At 60.3% G+C, this 19,005-nt stretch carries 20 protein-coding genes; 6 read left to right on the plus strand and 14 right to left on the minus strand.

Features of this window, described 5'->3' with window-relative positions:
* Position 1 precedes the first annotated feature (1 nt).
* On the plus strand, positions 2-2,776 hold the full coding sequence (locus KQ296_RS07170; RefSeq protein WP_011933931.1) for an RNA helicase: 2,775 nt from the start codon (positions 2-4) through the stop codon (positions 2,774-2,776).
* A gap of 18 nt (positions 2,777-2,794) precedes the next feature.
* On the opposite strand, the gene fumC is transcribed toward KQ296_RS07170, so the two are convergent.
* The 4 genes from fumC to KQ296_RS07190 are packed head-to-tail and all read right to left on the minus strand — an operon-like array spanning position 2,795 to position 5,881.
* Positions 2,795-4,192: a class II fumarate hydratase gene (gene fumC / locus KQ296_RS07175; protein WP_011933930.1), complete on the minus strand. Its 1,398-nt coding sequence runs from the start codon at positions 4,190-4,192 to the stop codon at positions 2,795-2,797.
* The gene (locus KQ296_RS07180; RefSeq protein WP_041428672.1) at positions 4,189-4,290 is read right to left on the minus strand and encodes a hypothetical protein; all 102 of its coding nucleotides are present in this window, start codon (positions 4,288-4,290) and stop codon (positions 4,189-4,191) included. Before KQ296_RS07180 ends, fumC begins: the two co-directional genes overlap by 4 nt.
* Positions 4,291-4,317: 27 nt before the next feature.
* Positions 4,318-5,613, minus strand: coding sequence for an adenylosuccinate lyase (purB, locus tag KQ296_RS07185; RefSeq protein WP_011933929.1), 1,296 nt, complete (start codon positions 5,611-5,613; stop codon positions 4,318-4,320).
* A 49-nt stretch (positions 5,614-5,662) separates the two neighbouring features.
* Positions 5,663-5,881, minus strand: a complete 219-nt coding sequence (locus KQ296_RS07190) for a hypothetical protein (RefSeq protein WP_050815941.1) — start codon at positions 5,879-5,881, stop codon at positions 5,663-5,665.
* A gap of 98 nt (positions 5,882-5,979) precedes the next feature.
* Between KQ296_RS07190 and KQ296_RS07195 the strand changes: the two genes are divergently transcribed.
* Positions 5,980-6,813 carry a TlyA family RNA methyltransferase gene (locus KQ296_RS07195; RefSeq protein ID WP_011933927.1) on the plus strand — a complete coding sequence of 278 codons (834 nt, stop codon included), beginning with the start codon at positions 5,980-5,982 and terminating at the stop codon, positions 6,811-6,813.
* A gap of 8 nt (positions 6,814-6,821) precedes the next feature.
* Here KQ296_RS07195 and KQ296_RS07200 read toward each other — a convergent pair whose 3' ends face one another.
* The 3 genes from KQ296_RS07200 to KQ296_RS07210 all read right to left on the minus strand — a co-directional run bounded on the left by KQ296_RS07200 (position 6,822) and on the right by KQ296_RS07210 (position 7,696).
* Positions 6,822-7,160, minus strand: a complete 339-nt coding sequence (locus KQ296_RS07200) for a P-II family nitrogen regulator (RefSeq protein WP_011933926.1) — start codon at positions 7,158-7,160, stop codon at positions 6,822-6,824.
* A gap of 41 nt (positions 7,161-7,201) precedes the next feature.
* Positions 7,202-7,423, minus strand: a complete 222-nt coding sequence (locus KQ296_RS07205) for a hypothetical protein (protein ID WP_011933925.1) — start codon at positions 7,421-7,423, stop codon at positions 7,202-7,204.
* Between the two features lie 69 nt (positions 7,424-7,492).
* Positions 7,493-7,696, minus strand: a complete 204-nt coding sequence (locus tag KQ296_RS07210) for a DUF4278 domain-containing protein (protein ID WP_011933924.1) — start codon at positions 7,694-7,696, stop codon at positions 7,493-7,495.
* Positions 7,697-7,990: 294 nt separating this feature from the next.
* Between KQ296_RS07210 and queF the strand changes: the two genes are divergently transcribed.
* A complete protein-coding gene (queF, locus tag KQ296_RS07215; RefSeq protein WP_011933923.1) occupies positions 7,991-8,401 on the plus strand; it encodes a preQ(1) synthase in 411 nt (136 codons plus the stop codon).
* Here queF and KQ296_RS07220 read toward each other — a convergent pair.
* The 7 genes from KQ296_RS07220 to KQ296_RS07250 all read right to left on the minus strand — a co-directional run bounded on the left by KQ296_RS07220 (position 8,373) and on the right by KQ296_RS07250 (position 16,342).
* Positions 8,373-9,665, minus strand: a complete 1,293-nt coding sequence (locus KQ296_RS07220; RefSeq protein WP_011933922.1) for a cytochrome c biogenesis protein ResB — start codon at positions 9,663-9,665, stop codon at positions 8,373-8,375. The two genes, queF and KQ296_RS07220, sit on opposite strands and share 29 nt — an antisense overlap.
* A gap of 2 nt (positions 9,666-9,667) precedes the next feature.
* The gene (locus tag KQ296_RS07225; protein ID WP_255486401.1) at positions 9,668-10,336 is read right to left on the minus strand and encodes a cytochrome c biogenesis CcdA family protein; all 669 of its coding nucleotides are present in this window, start codon (positions 10,334-10,336) and stop codon (positions 9,668-9,670) included.
* A gap of 103 nt (positions 10,337-10,439) precedes the next feature.
* Positions 10,440-11,675, minus strand: a complete 1,236-nt coding sequence (locus KQ296_RS07230) for an FtsW/RodA/SpoVE family cell cycle protein (RefSeq protein WP_011933920.1) — start codon at positions 11,673-11,675, stop codon at positions 10,440-10,442.
* A gap of 127 nt (positions 11,676-11,802) precedes the next feature.
* Complete coding sequence (locus tag KQ296_RS07235) at positions 11,803-12,003, minus strand: phycobilisome linker polypeptide (RefSeq protein ID WP_006043293.1); 201 nt, start codon at positions 12,001-12,003, stop codon at positions 11,803-11,805.
* 5 nt (positions 12,004-12,008) lie between these two features.
* Positions 12,009-12,497: an allophycocyanin subunit beta gene (apcB, locus tag KQ296_RS07240; protein ID WP_011933919.1), complete on the minus strand. Its 489-nt coding sequence runs from the start codon at positions 12,495-12,497 to the stop codon at positions 12,009-12,011.
* Positions 12,498-12,536: 39 nt separating this feature from the next.
* Positions 12,537-13,022 (minus strand): allophycocyanin subunit alpha, encoded by a 486-nt coding sequence (locus tag KQ296_RS07245; protein WP_011933918.1) that lies wholly within the window; start codon positions 13,020-13,022, stop codon positions 12,537-12,539.
* Positions 13,023-13,402: 380 nt separating this feature from the next.
* A complete protein-coding gene (locus KQ296_RS07250) occupies positions 13,403-16,342 on the minus strand; it encodes a phycobilisome rod-core linker polypeptide (RefSeq protein ID WP_011933917.1) in 2,940 nt (979 codons plus the stop codon).
* A gap of 159 nt (positions 16,343-16,501) precedes the next feature.
* Between KQ296_RS07250 and KQ296_RS07255 the strand changes: the two genes are divergently transcribed.
* The 3 genes from KQ296_RS07255 to atpB all read left to right on the plus strand — a co-directional run bounded on the left by KQ296_RS07255 (position 16,502) and on the right by atpB (position 18,894).
* The gene (locus KQ296_RS07255; protein ID WP_011933916.1) at positions 16,502-17,722 is read left to right on the plus strand and encodes a trans-aconitate 2-methyltransferase; all 1,221 of its coding nucleotides are present in this window, start codon (positions 16,502-16,504) and stop codon (positions 17,720-17,722) included.
* Positions 17,723-17,808: 86 nt separating this feature from the next.
* Complete coding sequence (locus KQ296_RS07260) at positions 17,809-18,144, plus strand: hypothetical protein (protein WP_011933915.1); 336 nt, start codon at positions 17,809-17,811, stop codon at positions 18,142-18,144.
* Positions 18,145-18,165: 21 nt separating this feature from the next.
* Entirely contained in the window at positions 18,166-18,894 is a 729-nt protein-coding gene (atpB, locus tag KQ296_RS07265) for a F0F1 ATP synthase subunit A (RefSeq protein ID WP_011933914.1), read from the plus strand.
* Positions 18,895-19,005 lie beyond the last annotated feature (111 nt).

The following is a 19,005-nucleotide window of genomic DNA, read 5'->3' on the forward strand; positions in this document are numbered from 1 at the left end:
CATGAAGGATCAGGACCCCCAGGCTGCACGGCCCGCCAGTGAGGGATCTCCTGATCCGGCGCAATTGTTCCCCTTCCAGCTGGATGACTTCCAGCTGGAAGCGATCGATGCCCTCAATCAGGGGCATTCGGTTGTGGTGAGCGCCCCGACGGGATCCGGAAAGACCCTCGTGGGTGAGTACGCCATCTACCGAGCCATCGCCCATGGCCTGAAGGTGTTCTACACCACCCCTCTCAAGGCTCTGTCCAATCAGAAGCTGCGCGATTTCCGCGAGCAGTTCGGGGCCGACAACGTCGGTTTGATGACCGGTGACCTCAGCGTGAACCGTGAGGCCTCAATCGTGGTGATGACCACGGAGATCTTCCGCAACATGCTGTACGCGGAAGCCGATCAGTCCGACGACCCGCTGGCGGGTGTGGAGGCGGTGGTGCTGGATGAGTGTCACTACATGAACGACTCGCAGCGCGGCACGGTTTGGGAAGAGTCGATCATTCACTGCCCACCGCCGGTGCAGCTGGTGGCACTCTCCGCCACGGTTGCCAATGCCGGTCAGCTCACCGACTGGATTGAACGGGTCCATGGCCCCACCCGTCTGGTGGTCAGCGACTTCAGACCCGTCCCCCTCCAGTTCAGTTTTTGCAGCGCCAAGGGCCTGCATCCGTTGCTGAATGACCAAGGCACCGGCCTGCATCCCAACTGCAAGGTGTGGCGCGCTCCCAAGGGGAACAAGCGCAAGGGACGCTCCCAGCGCCCGCCCCAGCCCGAGCCGCCGCCGATCAGTTTTGTGGTCGCTCAGATGGCGGCGCGGGAGATGTTGCCAGCCATCTACTTCATCTTCAGTCGCCGGGGCTGCGACAAAGCCGTGCGCGATCTCGGCGTGCAGTGTCTGGTCAGCGAGTCTGAGCAGGCACGCATTCGTGAGCGCCTCAAGGCCTACACAGAGGCCAATCCGGAGGCGGTGCGTGATGGCTTGCATGCTGATGCGCTCCTGCGGGGGATTGCTGCCCATCACGCCGGCGTGCTGCCGGCGTGGAAGGAGCTGATCGAGGAGTTGTTCCAGCAGGGTTTGGTGAAAGTTGTGTTCGCCACGGAAACCCTGGCGGCGGGGATCAACATGCCTGCGCGCAGCACGGTGATCTCCTCTCTCTCCAAGCGCACGGAGCGGGGCCACAGGCCGCTGATGGCGAGTGAATTCCTGCAGATGGCCGGTCGTGCCGGTCGGCGTGGCCTGGATTCAAAGGGCTATGTGGTGACGGTGCAGAGTCGTTTTGAAGGGGTGCGAGAGGCGGGACAACTGGCCACAAGCCCGTCGGATCCCCTCGTCAGTCAGTTCACACCCAGCTACGGGATGGTGCTCAACCTCTTGCAGCGCCATGATCTGGCCAAGGCTCGTGAGCTGGTTGAACGCAGCTTCGGCCGCTATCTGGCCAGCCTCGATCTTGTTGAGGAAGAGGAAATTCTCCAGCAGCTGCGCCTTCAGCTCGGGCAGTTGCAGGGCACCGCCGGTGATGTGCCCTGGGAAGATTTCGAAGACTATGAAAAGCTGCGTGGCCGCCTGCGCGAAGAGAGGCGTCTGTTGCGCATCCTTCAGCAACAAGCTGAGGAAACCCTGGCCCATGAGCTCACACTGGCGCTGCAGTTTGCCAGCGTCGGCACGCTGGTGAGTCTGAAAGCTCCGCAGCTGCGCGGTGGCGTGACGCCAGCCGTGATCGTGGAGAAATGCGAGGGTCCCGGCCAGTTCCCGCTCCTGCTGTGCCTCACCAGCGACAACGTCTGGCTCATGCTGCCCTGTCAGGCCGTGGTGAGCCTGCATGCGGAATTGAGTTGTCTGCAGGTGGATGGGCTGCAGGCGCCTGAGCTCGGACGTGCTGGAGAGCTTCGCCATGGCGATCAGCACAGTGGTGGGCTCGCTCTTGCTGTGGGTCACATGGCCCAGCGCCATGACATGACCACACCCCAGTACGACCTTGCCGGCGAGGTTCTGAGCCAGATGCAGACCGTCAAGGAGCTCGAGGCTGAGCTGGAAGCCCATCCCGCCCACCGCTGGGGGGATCGCAAGCAGCTCAAGAAGCACCGGCGGCGCATGGAGGAGCTGGAACTGGAAATCACCGAGCGCCAGCAACTGCTCCATCACCGTGCCAACCGACACTGGGATACCTTTCTCTCCTTGATGGAGATTCTTCAGCACTTCGGCGCTCTCGATGACCTCGTGCCGACGGAGATCGGCAGAACCGTGGCGGCTCTGCGCGGTGACAACGAGCTCTGGCTCGGTCTGGCGCTGATGAGTGGTCACCTGGATGATTTGCCACCCGCCGAGCTCGCGGCGGTGTTCGAGGCGATCAGCACCGAAGTGAACCGGCCTGACCTCTGGAGCGGCTTCCCGCCGCCGCCCCGGGCCGAAGAGGCCCTTCATGATCTTTCAGGACTGCGACGGGAACTGCTGCGGGCCCAGGAACGCCATCAGGTTGTGGTCCCTGCTTGGTGGGAGCCTGAACTGATGGGGTTGGTGGAGGCCTGGGCCCGCGGTGTGGCCTGGAATGATCTGATCGCCAACACTTCGCTGGATGAGGGTGATGTGGTTCGGATCATGCGACGCACCATTGATCTGCTGGCGCAGGTTCCCTACTGCGAGGCGATCAGCGAGCAGCTGCGCAGCCATGCCCGTCAGGCGCTGAAAGCGATCAATCGCTTCCCTGTGGCGGAAGCGGATGATTTGCTCAAGGCTGCAGCAGCGGAATCGGAGCCGTTGAATCCTGCAACCGAGAGGGCTGCCTGACCCTTTGATGAAAGGCTCCTAGCCCTGTTGAGCCGCCATGGCTGCAGGGTCGACGACGCGATCGAATTCCTCCGCGCTCACATATCCCAGGTCCAGAGCAGCGCTTTTCAGGTCCAACCCCTGGTCGTGCGCGTACTTGGCAATTCTGCTCGCTTTGTCGTATCCAATCACCGGGGTGAGCGGGGTGACCAGCATCAGGGACTGCTCCACATCCCGTTGGATGCGGGCGCGGTTGGGTTCCATCCCTTCAACCATCGCCACGCGAAAACAGTGACAGGCATCGGTGAGCAGGGTGATGGCCTGCAGCAGGTTGAAGCCGATCAGCGGTTTGTACACATTCATCTGCAGATGGCCACCGGCACCGGCCATGGCCACCGCAGCGTCCAGTCCGATCACCTGGGTGCAGACCATGGCCATCGCTTCGCACTGGGTGGGATTCACCTTGCCCGGCATGATCGAACTTCCTGGCTCATTCTCTGGAAGATGCAGTTCGGCCAGACCGGCCCGCGGACCGCAGGCCAGTAGGCGGATGTCATTGGCAATCTTGAGCAGGCTGACGGCCAGAAGCCGGAGCTGCCCCATGGTGTTCACGAGTCCGTCGTGGCTGGCCATCACGGCGAACTTGTTGGGGGCTGTGGTGAAGGGCAGGCCTGTCAGCTGTTGGAGTTCAGCTGCCGCCTCGACGGAAAAGCCTCTGGGGGCGTTGAGCCCCGTTCCCACCGCCGTGCCTCCCAAGGGCAGAGGCAGGATTTCCTGCAGGCTCGTGTCGATGCGTCGCGCGGCGGTTCCGATTTGGTCTCTCCAGGCGGACGCTTCCTGGCCGAGGGTGAGCGGGACCGCATCCTGGAGGTGGGTGCGACCGATTTTCACGATGGAGCCCCAGGCCTCTGCCTTGATGGCAAAGGCCTCGTTCAGCTGCTGCAGTTCCGGTTGAAGACGGCGACTGATCGCGTCAACGGCTGCCACGTGAATGGCGGCAGGAAAGGCATCGTTGGTGGACTGGGAACGGTTGACGTGGTCATTCGGGTGAATGGGCCGGTGGCTGCCGAGTGCTTCCCCTGCATGCAGCGAGGCCAGATTGCTGATCACCTCGTTGAGGTTCATGTTGGTCTGCGTGCCACTGCCGGTTTGCCAGACCCTGAGTGGAAACTGCGCATCGTGATGCCCTTCGGCGATGGCGGCCGCGGCGTCCACAATCAAGCTGCACTGGTCGCTGCTGATCAGGCCGTGTCGCGCATTCACGATGGCCGCTGCTTGCTTGATGCGAGCGAGTGCGTGAATCAGGGGGGTGGGGACCCGATCCTCGGCAATGGCGAAATTGTTCAGGGAGCGCTGGGTTTGCGCCCCCCAGAGCGCCTGCTCCGGCACCTGCACAGTGCCCATGCTGTCGTGTTCGGTGCGCGTCGCGTTCGTCATGGGTTCGAGGGGGGCCTCAACACAAGGGCAATGATCAGCAGCATTCCGCTGACGCTCACCACCACATAAATCCAGTCTGCGTAGGGGGTCCAGAACATGGGTGCCGTCAGTGCATCAGACGTGCATCAGAGCTTCAGCCGATCCCAGATCACGCCCAGGTTGGCTTGATGCAGCTCCGTGCTGAAGCAGTCTGCGAGTTGTTGGCTGCTCAGTTTTGCCGTGACCTCAGGGTCGCCGGCGAGGTTGGAGCGGAAATCGCCTCCCTCGGTATTCCAGGCGCTGTGGGCGTTCCTCTGCACCACTCGGTAGGCATCCTCCCGGCTCATGCCGGCATCGACGAGGCCAAGCAGGACCCGCTGGCTGAACACCACCCCGCCGTACACATTCATGTTGCGGCGCATGTTGTCCGGGTAGACGCCGAGACCGGCCACCACAGCTGTCATTTCCCTGAGCATGAAATGCAGCGTGACCGAACAGTCCGGAAGCATCATCCGTTCGGTGGAGCTGTGGCTGATGTCCCGTTCATGCCACAGAGCGACATTTTCAAGTGCCGCGACGACATAGCTGCGCAGCACCCTGGCCAGGCCGCTGATGCGCTCACTGCGGATCGGATTGCGTTTGTGGGGCATGGCCGAACTACCTTTTTGGCCCTTGGCGAAGCTTTCTTCCACTTCGAGCACATCGGTGCGCTGGAGATTGCGGATTTCCGTCGCAAAGCGGTCAAGACTCGCTCCCACCAGGGCGAGGGTCTGGATGTAGTCCGCATGGCGATCGCGGGAGATCACCTGGGTGCTGGCTGTGTCGGGGCTCAACCCGAGACGCTCACAGGTCAGACGCTCCACCTCTGGGTCTGTGTTGGCGTAGGTGCCCATGGCTCCACTCACCTGGCCCACGGCGACATCCCGTTCGAGGCGTTCGAGACGCTCAGCGTTGCGCCGGGTTTCTGCCAACCAGCCTGCAAGCTTGAAGCCGAAGGTGATCGGTTCGCCATGGATGGCGTGGGAGCGGCCGATCATCACCGTGTTCTTGTGCGCTGTCGCCAGCTCGGCGATGGCCTGATCGAGGGCCGTCAGTTCCTGTCGCAACAGCGCCACCGAGGCCTTGAGTTGCAGCGCCAAGCCGGTATCCAGCACATCACTGCTGGTCATGCCCACGTGGATGTAGCGCCCGGCATCTCCCACATGCTCATTCACGTTGGTGAGGAACGCGATCACGTCATGGCGCACCTCGGCTTCGATCTCGAGGATCCGCTCCGGCTCGAAGGCCGCCTTGGTGCGGATGTCCTCCATGGCAGGCTCCGGGACGCGCCCTAAGGAGCAGTTGGCTTCACAGGCAGCGACTTCGACATCGAGCCAACTTTGATACTTGGCACGGTCAGTCCAGATCGCGCCCATCTCGGGCAGGGTGTAGCGCTCGATCAAGGGCTCTCAGACGAACGGTCAATCCATGACCATACGGCGACGGGGACGTTCAGGCTGAGCGCAAGCGACGGTGTTCAACCTCCCACTGCACGTGCTGTCCCCATGACTGCTGCCGCACGAGGCAGACGCCACCACGGCATTCGATCACCTGGAAAGGCGGCAGATCATCAGGATGATTGTCGATCGTGACAAAGGTTCCAGGGTGGAGAAGCTCCAGAACGTTGCTGTGGTTGCGGCAGCGGCGATGGGGAGGCTGCTTGGCGGACATGTCCGTGAGGCGGCTCGGCTTGATCCTCCCGGAGATCAATGGGTTCATGGGTGAACCCCATGACTTTGTTCGGATTTCCACTCTGCTTTTATGAAGCTGTGCCCCGAAAACAACGGCTGGATCTGCATCTGCTGACGTTGGGCCTGGCGGCATCCCGTCAACAGGCTCAGCAGCTGATCCGTGCTGGGAAGGTTCGCGATCGCCATGGCCAGCGGCTGGAGAAGCCCGGTTTTGAAGTGACTGAAGACACGGTTGTTCGTGTCGAGCAGCCGCCACGGTTTGTCTCCCGGGGCGGGGAGAAACTTCTCGGCGCGCTTCAGGCGTTCCCCATCGAGGTGGAAGGGCGTGTGTGTGTGGATGGGGGTATCTCCACCGGCGGTTTCACCGATTGCCTGCTGCAGCACGGCGCGACTCGGGTTTATGGCATCGATGTGGGTTACGGCCAGACCGCTTGGAGCCTTCGCACCGATGAACGGGTGGTGCTGAAGGAGCGCACCAATTTGCGACGCCTGACCCCTGAGGAGCTTTTTGCTGAGGGTGATTCCAGGCCCACCTTGGCCGTGGCGGATGTGTCGTTCATTTCTCTGCAGCTTGTGCTTCCCGCTCTATCTGGATTGCTGCAACTGGATCAACAGGGTGAACGCTGCTGTGGGTGTGAAGCTGTGCTGCTGGTGAAGCCTCAATTCGAAGTGGGGCGTGAGCGCGTGGGAAAAGGCGGTGTTGTTCGTGACCCAGCGGCGCACCGCGATGCCATTGCAAGCGTGATTGCTGCAGGCCGAGCTTTGAACTGGAAGGCTCGCGGGTTGGTGGGGTCACCGATCACAGGCCCCGCGGGTAATCACGAATATCTGTTGTGGCTTGGCGGATCAGGTGACTCCTCGGTCACCAGCGAGGTGACCGAGGCCGTGGTGACCGCAACACTCAATTCCTGATGCCAACGTCAGAGAGCAGCACCGTCACGATCGCCGGTGCGGATGCGGACCAAGGTTTCAACGGTTGAGATGAAAATTTTTCCATCGCCGATCTCGCCGGTTTTCGCTGCTTCGGCAATGGCCGTCACGACCGTGTCCACCCGGGCATCGTCGACGACCACTTCCACCTTGAGCTTCTGAAGGAATTCAACGGTGAACTCAGATCCTCGGTAGCGCTCAACCTGGCCTTTCTGCCTGCCGAATCCGCGCACTTCACTCACGGTCATGCCAACGATCCCGGCATTGACCAGGGCAAGTTTCACATCTTCGAGCTTGAACGGACGAATGACGGCTTCGACTTTTTTCATGGAAGGAGCTTCAGGCGGTGAAGGGGTGGTTCAGGACTGATTCAGCGGGAGGGTGAAAGGGTCGGCAGAGGTGCGACTGTCAGACCACCCTTGGTGGCGTCTTGCCAGAGAACCTCGGCGTCTGAACGGGATACGGTGACCCGTCCATCGGCGAGGAGGTCCCAGTGCTGGGACTCGAAGTGGGTCTGGAGCCAGAGAATCCCGTGAATGCTGTTTGGCGTCAATCGATAGGAAAGGCCATCTGCCAGCAATCGGAGATCCATGAAATGGGCTCGAGTGTGTCCCCATTACCGCTGGTACCAGGCCCAGTCGTTGTTCGATTCGCTACCGAATCAGGATTTGGCTTGCTGCTGCCTGTGCTGATAAACGCTGCCGCGATAGTGCAGTTCGACGGTGTTTTGATCAGCGACTTGATGCTGCAGGGGCGCTTCGTAGTGACTGCCGCGGTACGTGTGATCGACCTGCTGACTGCTCAGCCGTTCGTGCTGGGCGGGGTCGTAGGCAATGCCTCTGTAGGTGTGTTGAACAGTGGTCATGGGAGAAGCCTCGAAGGGATGGTGGATGTTCCGATCGCAGATCGGAGCCGCTTCGTGGGAAGGAGCGTTGCTTCGCCGCGCGAGTGGCTACTTCCGGCTGGAAAGGCGACGCATGACCGTCGCCTGAGCCCAACGTTTTGTCCTTCAATGCAGTTGTACCGCAAAAGTGTTGTTCATAGTGAACATTTTGCTGATTTGCTTGGAAGAAAATCGGTGAATACCAGGCTCTGGTGGGCCTGGGCCTCTCCGGTTGGGATTTAGGTTCTTTACAAACCGTTGTCTCTGATGTCAGCCATGAGCGCATCCTCTTCAGAAACGACTCGAACGCCTCTGTATGGCGAGCGAGCGATCGCCGAGGCCGAATTGATCTGTTTCGACAACCCTCGGCCCGGTCGGCCCTATGAGGTGTCCATTGAACTGCCGGAATTCACCTGCCTCTGCCCCTTTTCGGGCTACCCGGATTTCGCTGTTTTGCGTCTTCTTTACCAGCCCGGCCCGCGGGTCGTTGAGCTGAAGGCGATCAAGCTGTATGTGAACGGTTATCGCGATCGCACCATCTCCCATGAAGAGGTTGCCAACCGGATCCTTGATGATCTCGTGTCAGCTTGCGACCCGGTTTGGATGCAGCTTGAGGCCGATTTCCATCCCCGGGGAAATGTTCACACCGTGGTGCGTGTCAGCCATGGGACACGTCAACCCTGTTGATCAGTTCCGGCAGTTCTGCAGCGAAACCCAGCAGGTTGCGATTGCAAAGCCCGCCGATGTGCAAGCGCTGATGCACGGCGTCGCTGATCACCCAGATCTGACGCGTCGCCACCATGCTCAGCGCTCCGCCGAGCAGCGTGATGGCAAATCCGGCATAGACCAGAGGCACTCCGGGGTCACGTTTGAGCAGCAGCCCACTGGCAGGGAGGATGTCGATCACCTTCAGGGGTAAGCCCCTCACCTCTGTTCCTTCGCCTCCGGGGCGGAGATTGGTGATCAGTGCACCGTCCGAGCCGAACACCTGCACTGGACCTTGTTCACTGCTGGTGCTCAGAAAGACGGGTTCACTCCCGTCCGGACGGGTGGGCAGGACCAGTCCCCAGACTTGGTCACCCAGCTCCGGAAATGTGCTGAGGGGAAGCTGCAGCATGGGACTTTTGCCGATCTGCACCGTGACTGCAGCCAAAGACCAGTCGGCCTGATACACCGTCATGCCCTGGTAACGGAGTGGATGGTTCACGCTGATCGTGCGGCGCTCGTCCTCTTGGCCTGGTGGTGAGAGAGTCAGCGTCGATTGGAACTGTTCTGCACGTCCGGCAGGGTCACGCGTGATCGAAAAGTTCTCAAGCGTGAGACTGAGGCGATTGGCGCCTGCTGGATCGAGAAGATCCAGAGACCGTCCTGGAGCTAAAAACCGTTCCAGACGCTGACCGGCGAGTGCTCCCCAGGCCGCTCCGATCAGCAGCAACACCAAGCCCGTGTGCACCAGCAGCGGACCGACCCGTCCCACGACGCCGCGACGCGCGGCCAGGCGATCTTGATGCTGCTTGACCTGCCACCCCCGTGATTTCAGTTCGATGGCAAGGCTGGAAAGAGCACCATCGCTGCTGGCACAGCTGAGGGTTTCCGCCAGGGCCAGCTTGCTCAGTTGACGCGGGCGTGTGTAATCAATCCAACGCATGGCCGCCTGCAAGGCCGGCCATTGCCGGCGCCAACTGCAAAGCATCAGGGCCAGGCCGAGCCAGGCGAGCAGAGCCAGGAACCACACGCTTGAGTAGAGATGATCAAGCTGAAAGGCCAGCATCTGGTCACCATTGATCAACCCGAGCCAGGGATCGGCGTTGAAGCGCTCGAGGTACAGCTCAGGGGCTTCTTGCTGAGGAAGGATCGTCCCCACAGCACTGGCTGCGGCGATGAGCAGAAGCAGCGCGATGGCCAGGCGCAGATCGGAAAGGATCGCGAAGACGCGATTGAGAGTGCGCATCCTTAGACCAACCGAGCCAACAGCGTGAGTGATCCCACCGTGATCAGCACGGCTCCGCTGATGCTCGGGATCCATTGGCTCACAGGACGGAGCGCCATCAATTTCGGCAAGGACGCTGCCATGCTGCCGGCCAACAGCAGCGGCAGAACCTGGCCGATCCCGAAGCTGCTCAGGAACAGAATGCCAATCACAACATTCCCAGTGCTGGCGATCCAAGCGAGCAGAACGGCCAAAACGGGGGTCGTGCAGGGCGAGGCTGCTAACCCAAAGGCCAGGCCTGCGGCCAGGGGGGCCAGCGGTGCTGGCACTCGATTGCTCCAGGCCTTGGGATCAGGGCCCGCCGGCAGGGGAATCCGGATCATCCCCAGAAGATTGAGGCCCATCACGATGGCAAGCACAGCCACCAGCGTTGGGATCAGACCTGGCACTTGTCCGTAAATTCCGCCCAGCAAACCGCTGAGGCTTCCCAGCATGACCAGTGCGGCAACAATGCCAGCGGAAAACGCCAGGCTGCGCTGCCAGGGAGCCTGGCGACCCTCAAAGCCGGCCAGATAAGCAAGGGTGACCGGAAGAAGGGAGAGAGAGCAGGGACCAAGGCTGGTCAGGGCTCCTCCGATCAGAACCACCCCCAAACTGAGGGGACCTGGCTGTTCCAGGGCGTGATTCAGCAGCTGCTCAGCGCTTCGAGCCAGATCGGAAAGCGCTAGATCGAGGAAAGCGATGGTCGTGCCGGTCGGCCGGAAATCACAGACTGCAAGCCTATCGATCAGCGCTTCAATGCCGCCGGAGTTTGCGTTCTGATCTGCGTTGGCCGCGGCCTCCAATGAAGCCTGTGGATTCCAGAGAGCAGCGGATGAGCAGTCCCACGATCATCAGGCTGGACAGCAGCGAGTTGCCTCCATAACTCATCAGGGGCAACGGCAGCCCTGTTGTTGGCATGGCTCCGGAGGCCACGGCAATGTTCATGATGGATTGCCCCACCAACAGTGTGGAACAGCCAATGGCAACAAGGCGCGCCTGATTGCTGCGGCAGCGCAGTGCCACGCGCAGGCCGAGGTAGCCGATCAGCATCAAGAAGAGCAGCAGAAGCAACGAGCCCACCAGCCCGAATTCCTCGGCGTACACCGCAAAAATGAAGTCGGTGCTCTGGATCGGCAGATATTGCAATTTCTGCGTTGAGAGGCCGAATCCCTCTCCGAAGACCCCTCCCGAACCGATCGCCAGAAGACTTTGAATCAGTTGGTAGCCATCACCCTGAGGATCTTTCCAGGGGTTCAGAAAGGAAATCACCCTGAGTCGTTGGTATTCATTGATCAAAATGCTTGCGGTGCCCAGGCAGGCGCCTCCGATCGCCGTGCCGAACAGTTGCACCAGGGGTAAGCCTGCTGAGAAGGCCATCAACCAGATCAATAACCCACTCAGAGCGGCGGTGCTGAGATTGGGTTGCTTAAGGATGAGAAGCACTAACAGCCCAAAACTGCCGAGCCAAAGCAGCTTCTGATCCAGGCCTGTGCGTTTCCAGTGCGCGAAGAGGTTGGCCGCCTGCAACACCACAAACGGTTTCACGAGTTCTGAGGGCTGGATCTGGATTGGTCCGATCACGAGCCAGCGACTGGCTCCGTTCACCGTGGTTCCCATCACCAATGTGGCGGCAACAAGCAGGCAGCCAATCCAGAGGGCGGGGCCAGCCATCTTCAGCCAACGCCTCAGGTTGATGGATGCTGTGAACGCCATCAAGCTCCAGCTCGCAGCCATCCACACCAATTGGCGCTTGAGATAAAAAGCACCTTCCCCTTGCTCTCGGGCTGCAACCCACCAGCTGGCAGAGGCCAGCACCAGCAAACCCGCAAGACTCCAGATCGCTGTGAGCGTGAGCAACAGGCGTGCTTCCGCAGGCCACAACGACCAGTCGAGGGGGAGGTGACGGTCCCAGAACGCCTTCTGCTCTTTTTCAGGATGCGTCCGAGTCCTCACGGTGTCCGACCGTGAGGACCGACTCCTCCTGGACATCACGGACGGGCTGCTCAAGAGTCAAGAAAGGAATAAGTGTATTGAGCCGTCTTCAACACGATTTGCCAAGGGACAGGTCATAAAAAAACCCGGCCTTTGGCCGGGTTCGCAAGGGTTTGAGCTGATGTCAGTTACCGACATTCACCTGGCGTGAGCCAGTGCAGAGTTCAACCTTGATGATTCGTCCACCCTGTTTCTGGATTCTCTGTTGTTCAGCGAACCAGCTGTCGTAGGGAACCCACTTGGTGAAGAAGGTGTTCTGCAATTCGCGCTGGGTCCGAACTTTTTCAGGGCTCGGAATGCAGGCGGTGACTTTGAACAACCGCATGGGCCTCAGTTGCCGAGACCGGAACAGATGTAGTCGAAGTAGACACCCATCTCCTTGCCTGCATCGGGACCAACGAGGGAAGCGGTGACTTCTTTCATGGCCTGAATGGCCTGAACAGTGGCTCCGATGGGCACGCCGAGGGAGTTGTAGGTCTCCTTCAGACCGTTCAGCACCCGCTCGTCGAGGATGGAGGTATCACCGGCCAGCATGGCGTAGGTGGAATAACGCAGGTAGTAATCCAAATCGCGGATGCAGGCTGCATAGCGACGGGTGGTGTACATGTTGCCGCCCGGACGGGTGATGTCCGAATACAGCAGGGCCTTCGCCACAGCATCACGAATGATCGAGGACGCATTGGCGCTGATGGTGGCAGCAGCTTTAACGCGCAGCTCACCGCTGGCGAAATAGCCCTCGAGGCTGCTCATGGACGTCGTGTCCAGGTAAAGACCCTGGACATCCGACTTGTTGATGACGTTGGTGATCGCGTCTTGCATGGATCAGGAGTGACGGAAAGGGGCGTGAAGTCCGGTGATTCAGGCGAGGGCGCCGACCACGTAATCGAAGTAGAAGCCTGCCTCTTCGGCGTCGGCGCCACTGAGGATGCTCATGGCGACGGTCTTCATTTCACGGACCGCTTCAGCCATGGCTTCAAGGGGAGTACCCAGGGAGCGATAAAGCTCGCGAGCGCCGATGACTCCGATTTCTTCAATCGGGGTCACGTCACCTGCGACGACCCCGTAAGTGACGAGGCGCAGGTAGTAATCCATGTCACGAAGACAGGTTGCGGTCATTTCCTCGCCGTAGGCGTTGCCGCCGGGGGAGATCACATCAGGACGCTTCTGAAACAGCTGGCCGCCAGCTGTCTTGACGATGCGCTCACGGCTCTCGCTGAGAACCTGAGCGACGCGCAGACGTCGCTGGCCGCCGCCGACGAAAGCCTTGATCTGGTCCAGTTCTCCTGGACTGAGATAGCGGGCTTCGGCGTCCGCGTTGATGATCGAGTTGGAGACGATGCTCATGCAGTTCTACCTCGAAGCAAGCGGCCGCCCGTAGGAGACCGATATCCGGTGTGTGGTGGTGGTGATCTCGACGGAGATCGGACAGCAGCTTAAGGGCCGCAGGTGCTCAGATCGTGGAGATTCGAGCTCGAAGGCCTTCAGATGTTGTATCTGTTGACCTTCGGGGATGCCGTCGGGCTTCACCAGAGACGGTGAGGCCGATCACCAATGATTCTCAGCCAACTGCTAGGGAGGGTTTGGTGCTGGTAACAGATCTTCATTCCTGGGTTAGGTGTTTGATAACCAGGCATAAAAAAGCCAGCGATTTACATACGCTGGCTCTGCAAATTGCGAGTTGTTGTAATCGGTAATTAGGCGTGATGCGCCAGCATTAGGAGTGCTTACAACGGTTGGCTGGTTGGAGGCGTGAGTCCGGCATTGCCGCTGTAGAGGGATGCTGTGCGGGTGAGGGTTGGTTGGGTGACGCCTGGCTGTGAACTCAAGCCTTGAAGCCCAGGAACCTCAGACGACTCGAATCCGAGTTTGGAGCGAAGATCCAGCAACTCCTGAACAGCTGCACATTGCCCTGATTCTGCTCTCACGATCAGGAAGCGACTCGTTTCTGCCGGAGTGGATGCCCGTCCAACAAGCGCCATTGCCGCTGCGGTGGCAGCGCGTAGGGGCGCCATTTTGGACAGTCTTTCCATAAAGGCTTCACTGGTGGCGACAGCTGCCACGAATCCTTCGAGATCGATTTGGCCATCGCGCAGTCGGGATTCGCTCGTGATCAGGCGTTCGCTTTCCAGAGGCACGCGGTTGAGAAGCTGCCGATAGGTGGCGTCAGCCACTTCTCTCAGTTCTGATTCACTTGGATTGACAGGGAGGGAGAGCTTGGCGGGCAGTCCGGTGCGCCGCTGGAAGCCCAGCGCGTTCCCTACTTGCAAAGCCGCTGTGAGCCCAGTCTTCCCCTGATCCTGTTGGATCGTTCGGGTGAAGCGTGAGTCGAGCGTGCGACTCCACGAGTTGGCCGTGTCTTGCGCCGAGCCTGGTGACGTTGAGCTTCGCTGTGGGCGGCGACGCATCAGTGGCGACCAATTGGACGCTGGCATGGAGCTCAAATCAGCGCGCCACTGACCAGCAGCGGTTTGCGTTTGACCCGTCAGGTTCCGGGTTGTGACATCGCTCGTGGTGCGCAGGCGGTCGTTCCGAACAGAGTCGGGACGACGACCCATGGCCAGGTCAACGACGGCGGTGACATCGATGGGACGTCGCAGGGCAGGAGCCCGGCGTGTGTTCAGATCTGCCGGAGTGATGAATCGCTCATAAGGAACGGTGTCCTCACCAAAGCAATCCTTGTAGTCCTGACCGTCGATCAGTGCATCAACGAGACCGTAAAAGCCTCGGCGGGCGGCAGTATCGAACAGTGCATCAATCTCCCAACGACCAAACGTGGGTCGCCCAAGCAGTCTGCGATGCATCACTTCGATCGCCTTCGTGATGTACAAGCCTTCCCAATAGCGACGGCGAAACGCATTGGAGCGTGCCACCGAACGCACAAAGTCGCGCAGGCTGATGTCTCCGTTCTCGAGTCGTGCTTCTTCAGAGCTGAGTCGCTCTCCTGCGTAGCCGGCTGTTCCGAGAACCTGTACATAGACCGCTTTGATCACAGCCTGGGTGGACGATTCGGTGTTGCGAATGCTGGGCTGGCCGCCTCGGCGGGGTCTGGCGGCTCCACCGGTTGCGATCTGCTGAAGACGCAGCACTCTTGGGCCGACCTTGCGGGGACGACTTCCGCGGAACTGAGGACTGTCCATCTGCCCGGGCTGGGCCATGCCATTGCTGACCAGCAGGCGGCGGGTGTCGTAGCCGAAGGGAGCCGGTCGTGTCGCGACTGATGCTGTCGACGAGGGGAAGATCGCGCCGTATTGGTTGCCGACGGGATCATTGCCACCGCCGTAAACATGCTGATCGCCGAACGGCTGGCGGTAGGACGCGTAGAGCGTGACGTATTGCGGAGCGCCTTCGAATGGTGCGCTGAACCTGAACAAACGCCGATTGGAGCCCCAGCCGGCACTTTCCTGGGCTTCTTCTCCGAGATCGCGCAGGTAGGGAACGGTCTCCTCCCCAAAGGTTTGGGCGTACTCACTGCTGTTAACGAGCACATCAACCAATCCGTTGAGACCCTGCTCGCTCACGATCGAGAACGCTTTGCGGAATTCTTCGAGTGAGCTGATGCCTCGACCGAGGAAGTGGCGATAGGCCAGTTCCACGACGCGACTGTTGACAAATCGACCGTAAAACTGAGTTCGATATTCCTTGCTCTTGCCAAGAGCGCGAATGAACTCGCGCATGGAGATCTTGCCCTGCACGAGCTGACTTGCTTCAGAGCGACAGGGGGTTTGGGAGTAGCCCTTGGCAATATCCCTTTCAAAAACCTGGCGGTACGCAGCCTTCACAATCTCAGCTTTTTCGGCGCCGGAGAGACCGGGACGCATTTCAAAGCGCTGGGCCGACTCAGCGGCCAGGGCATAGATCGCCGGGAGCTGCAGTCCCTGCCGAACAGCGCTTCCAGGCTTCTGACGTGTTGAAGGGGTAGCAACAGCCAGCTCCTGGAGCAGAACGTTGAAGCAGTCGATCGTGAGGCGACGCGCTTCAGGCAGCTCACGAAGCAGTTGGGCTGACGCCGCACGCATTTCCTGCAGCGCAACGTTGGTGGCTGTCAACGAGCAGTTCTTCAGGAGAATGTCCCGTAGCCCTCGGGTGTTCACCGAGAGAATGCTTGGGTCTCCTGCCACGAGGGCATAGCCCACATAACGCAGGAACCAACCCATGTCGCGCACGGATTTGCGCATGAATGCGGGGCCGTATTTGGCCACACTGATGGCGTTGAAGCCAGTGGGAAGCACCACACGCACATCGGCATCGCCGCTGCTTCCATCCAGAAGCCTGGTGAGGAAGTTTCCGCGCTTGGTGGTTGCGCTTTCTCCAGTGAAGGTGCGAACCGATTGGGCGAAGGCGACCTGATCGGCGGCCAGGGGGGTGTCATCACCCGCCCGGCGTTCTTCGCCGGTTGTGAGTGGGCTCTCGAGGAAAGAAAGAGGTGTTCCCCCCACGAAAATTCGGTTGGCTGCACGAGCCACGATCGACTCGGCGTTGGCCGCAATGATCCGCGAGGCCTCAAGCCTGTCGTTACCACTGCGGAAAAACGTGATGAGCGAGTCCAGCTCCCCACCATCGGGGAATCGATCCTGCTGCTCGGCTTGGCGAACGCTGGAGAGCGGCAGTGTGTCGTACAGCTGGGGGGAGACCCTGGGGCTGCCGCTGCTGGCGGTCACGGTCATGAACGGAAGCAAGCCGGATCCGGCCAGGTTACGGCTCGTGCCCTGAGCACCTCGGCTGCCATGAACAAATGTTTGCAGGGGTCGCCGTCAGCAGTGACGCATTGCGACAGCGCATGAAATGCTCCATCGCAAGCCGATCGACCCGGAAGCCCGCCGCTGATGCAACCCACCCCGTCCGATGCCGCCACACCAGTGGTGAGTGATTTCTACGACCGTTTTCCCTATCCGGGTGACCCCATTCAGGACGGCCCACCGCCTGGGTACAACTGGCGCTGGTGTCTGGACAGCGTCGATGGCGCCGTCAGAGGTGCAACCCCCGTTCGCGCTGATGCAGGGACGCCTCCTCGCATTCTCGACGCAGGCTGTGGGACGGGTGTGAGTACCGACTATCTCTGCCACCTCAATCCCGGTGCCGAGATCCTGGCTGTCGATATCAGCGCCGGTGCTCTGGGACTGGCCAGAGAGCGGCTGCACCGCTCCGGAGGAGCACAGCAGGTTCGATCACTGCGTCAGGAACAGCGCAGCCTCTTGGATCTCAAGGATGAGGGGCCCTTTGACTACATCAACTCCGTGGGTGTCCTGCATCATTTGCGAGACCCTCTGGCGGGTCTGAAAGCTCTTGCTGCGCTGCTGGACGAAGACGGCTTGATGCACCTGTTCCTGTATGCGAATGCAGGGCGCTGGGAAATCCACCGGACGCAGAGAGCCCTGACCAGGCTTGGCGTGGGGCAGGACGGAGAAGCTCTGCGCCTGGGCCGAGAGCTGTTCGAGGTGCTGCCTGAATCCAATCGGCTTCGCCGTAACCATGAACAGCGGTGGTTGATCGACACCGCTGCCGATGCCAACTTCGCAGACATGTATCTGCACCCCCAGGAGACCAGTTACGACCTCAAGTCACTGTTTGCCTTGATTGAGGCCTCCGGGTTGCATTTCGCTGGCTTCTCCAATCCTTCGGCTTGGGATCCAGCGCGTGTGTTGAGCGGTGATCTCCTGGCACGGGCGCAATCGCTTCCCATCCAGGATCAGTGGTTTCTGATCGAGGATCTCGATACGGAGATCAGTCATTTCGAGTTTTTTGTTGCGCGGAAACCGATTCAGAAGCGGCGCTGGGACGATGACGGGGAGCTCTTGAAGACGCGAGGCCGACGCCAGTCGTGTTTGTGGGGCTGGCCCTCCGTCAGCCTGCTGGGTCCTGATCTCGAGCCGATGGCGTTGTCTGCGCAGGAAAAGCAGCTGCTTGAGGCTGTGGATGCCCACCCTGAGCATTCTCTCGGAGAGCTCGATTTAGGCCCCTGGACTGCTGATGTGGCAAGGGCTCTGATCCAGCGGCGTCTGCTGTTGCCCATCGCTGAAGCAGGGGGGGGCAGGGAAAACGCGTGATAGATTCCGCGCGCTTTCTCAGGCGTTGTTTGCTGGCTACCACTCCTATCGAATCCAGTGCGGCATCCGTTGCAACCGATTCGGGCATGGGTGAGTACGCCAGGCTCCAACGACGCTTGATGCTGGCCACCCTCACCGTCTCACTGCTCGCGGCTCTTGTCGCGTTCGTTCGATTCGATGCTCTGGTGGCCCGCAGCCTGCTGGTGGGCTCGTGTGCTGGTCTTCTGTACCTGCGCTTACTCGCCCGCAGCGTGGCCAGGCTCGGCGGAGGTTCCCGTCAGGTTGGGCGATTTCAGCTGGTGGTGCCAATGCTTCTCATCGTGGCAGCGGCCAAACTTCCCCAGCTCGAGCTTCTTCCCGCCTTCATCGGTTTTCTTCTCTACAAGCCCGCTTTGATTCTTCAGACCGTCATCGACGCCTGATTTCGCGCACTCATCACCGTCATGGTTCCGTCGCTCCTCAATCTGCCCTTCGCCGAACTCGAGGTCGGTCAGCACCTGTATTGGCAGATCGGCAATCTGAACCTGCATGGCCAGGTTTTCCTCAGCTCATGGGTCGTGATCGGCTTGCTGCTCCTGCTCGTTGTGAGCGGAACCCGCAAGATGGAACGCGATCCGAAAGGTGTTCAGAACCTTCTGGAATACCTCTGGGATTACCTTCGGGAGCTCGCACGGGAGCAGATCGGCGAGAAGGCTTACAGAGATTGGCTTCCTTTCGTGGGAACCCTGTTCCTGTTCATCTTCGTCTGCAACTGGGGAGGCGCCCTGATTCCCTGGCGTCTCGTTGAGCTTCCCAATGGAGAGCTCGGTGCACCCACTGCAGACATCAACACCACAGTGGCCATGGCTCTGCTGGTGTCTCTCTCCTACTTCTATGCGGGACTGAGCCGTAAAGGTCTGCGTTACTTCGAGTACTACGTGGAGCCGACCCCGATCATGCTCCCTTTTAAAATCATCGAAGACTTCACGAAGCCTCTGTCGCTTTCGTTCCGTCTTTTCGGAAACATCCTGGCTGACGAACTGGTGGTGGCCGTCCTGGCCTTCCTCGTGCCTGTGCTGGTCCCGCTGCCTGCCATGTTCCTCGGGTTGTTTACCAGTGCCATTCAGGCCCTGATTTTCGCCACCCTTGCCGCGAATTACATCGGCGAGGCTGTGCACGAAGAGGCCCACTAGGTCTTTTCGTGCCTTTCGCAGGTCCCCCGCGATCTGCTAAACACATCGCGCGCAGGTCCGGGTGGAACCGGGCCCGTCCTCCATCGTGAGGGTGTCCCGGGCGCGTCCTGC

Source organism: Synechococcus sp. CS-197, from assembly GCF_025128215.1.
Lineage (GTDB): Bacteria > Cyanobacteriota > Cyanobacteriia > PCC-6307 > Cyanobiaceae > Synechococcus_C.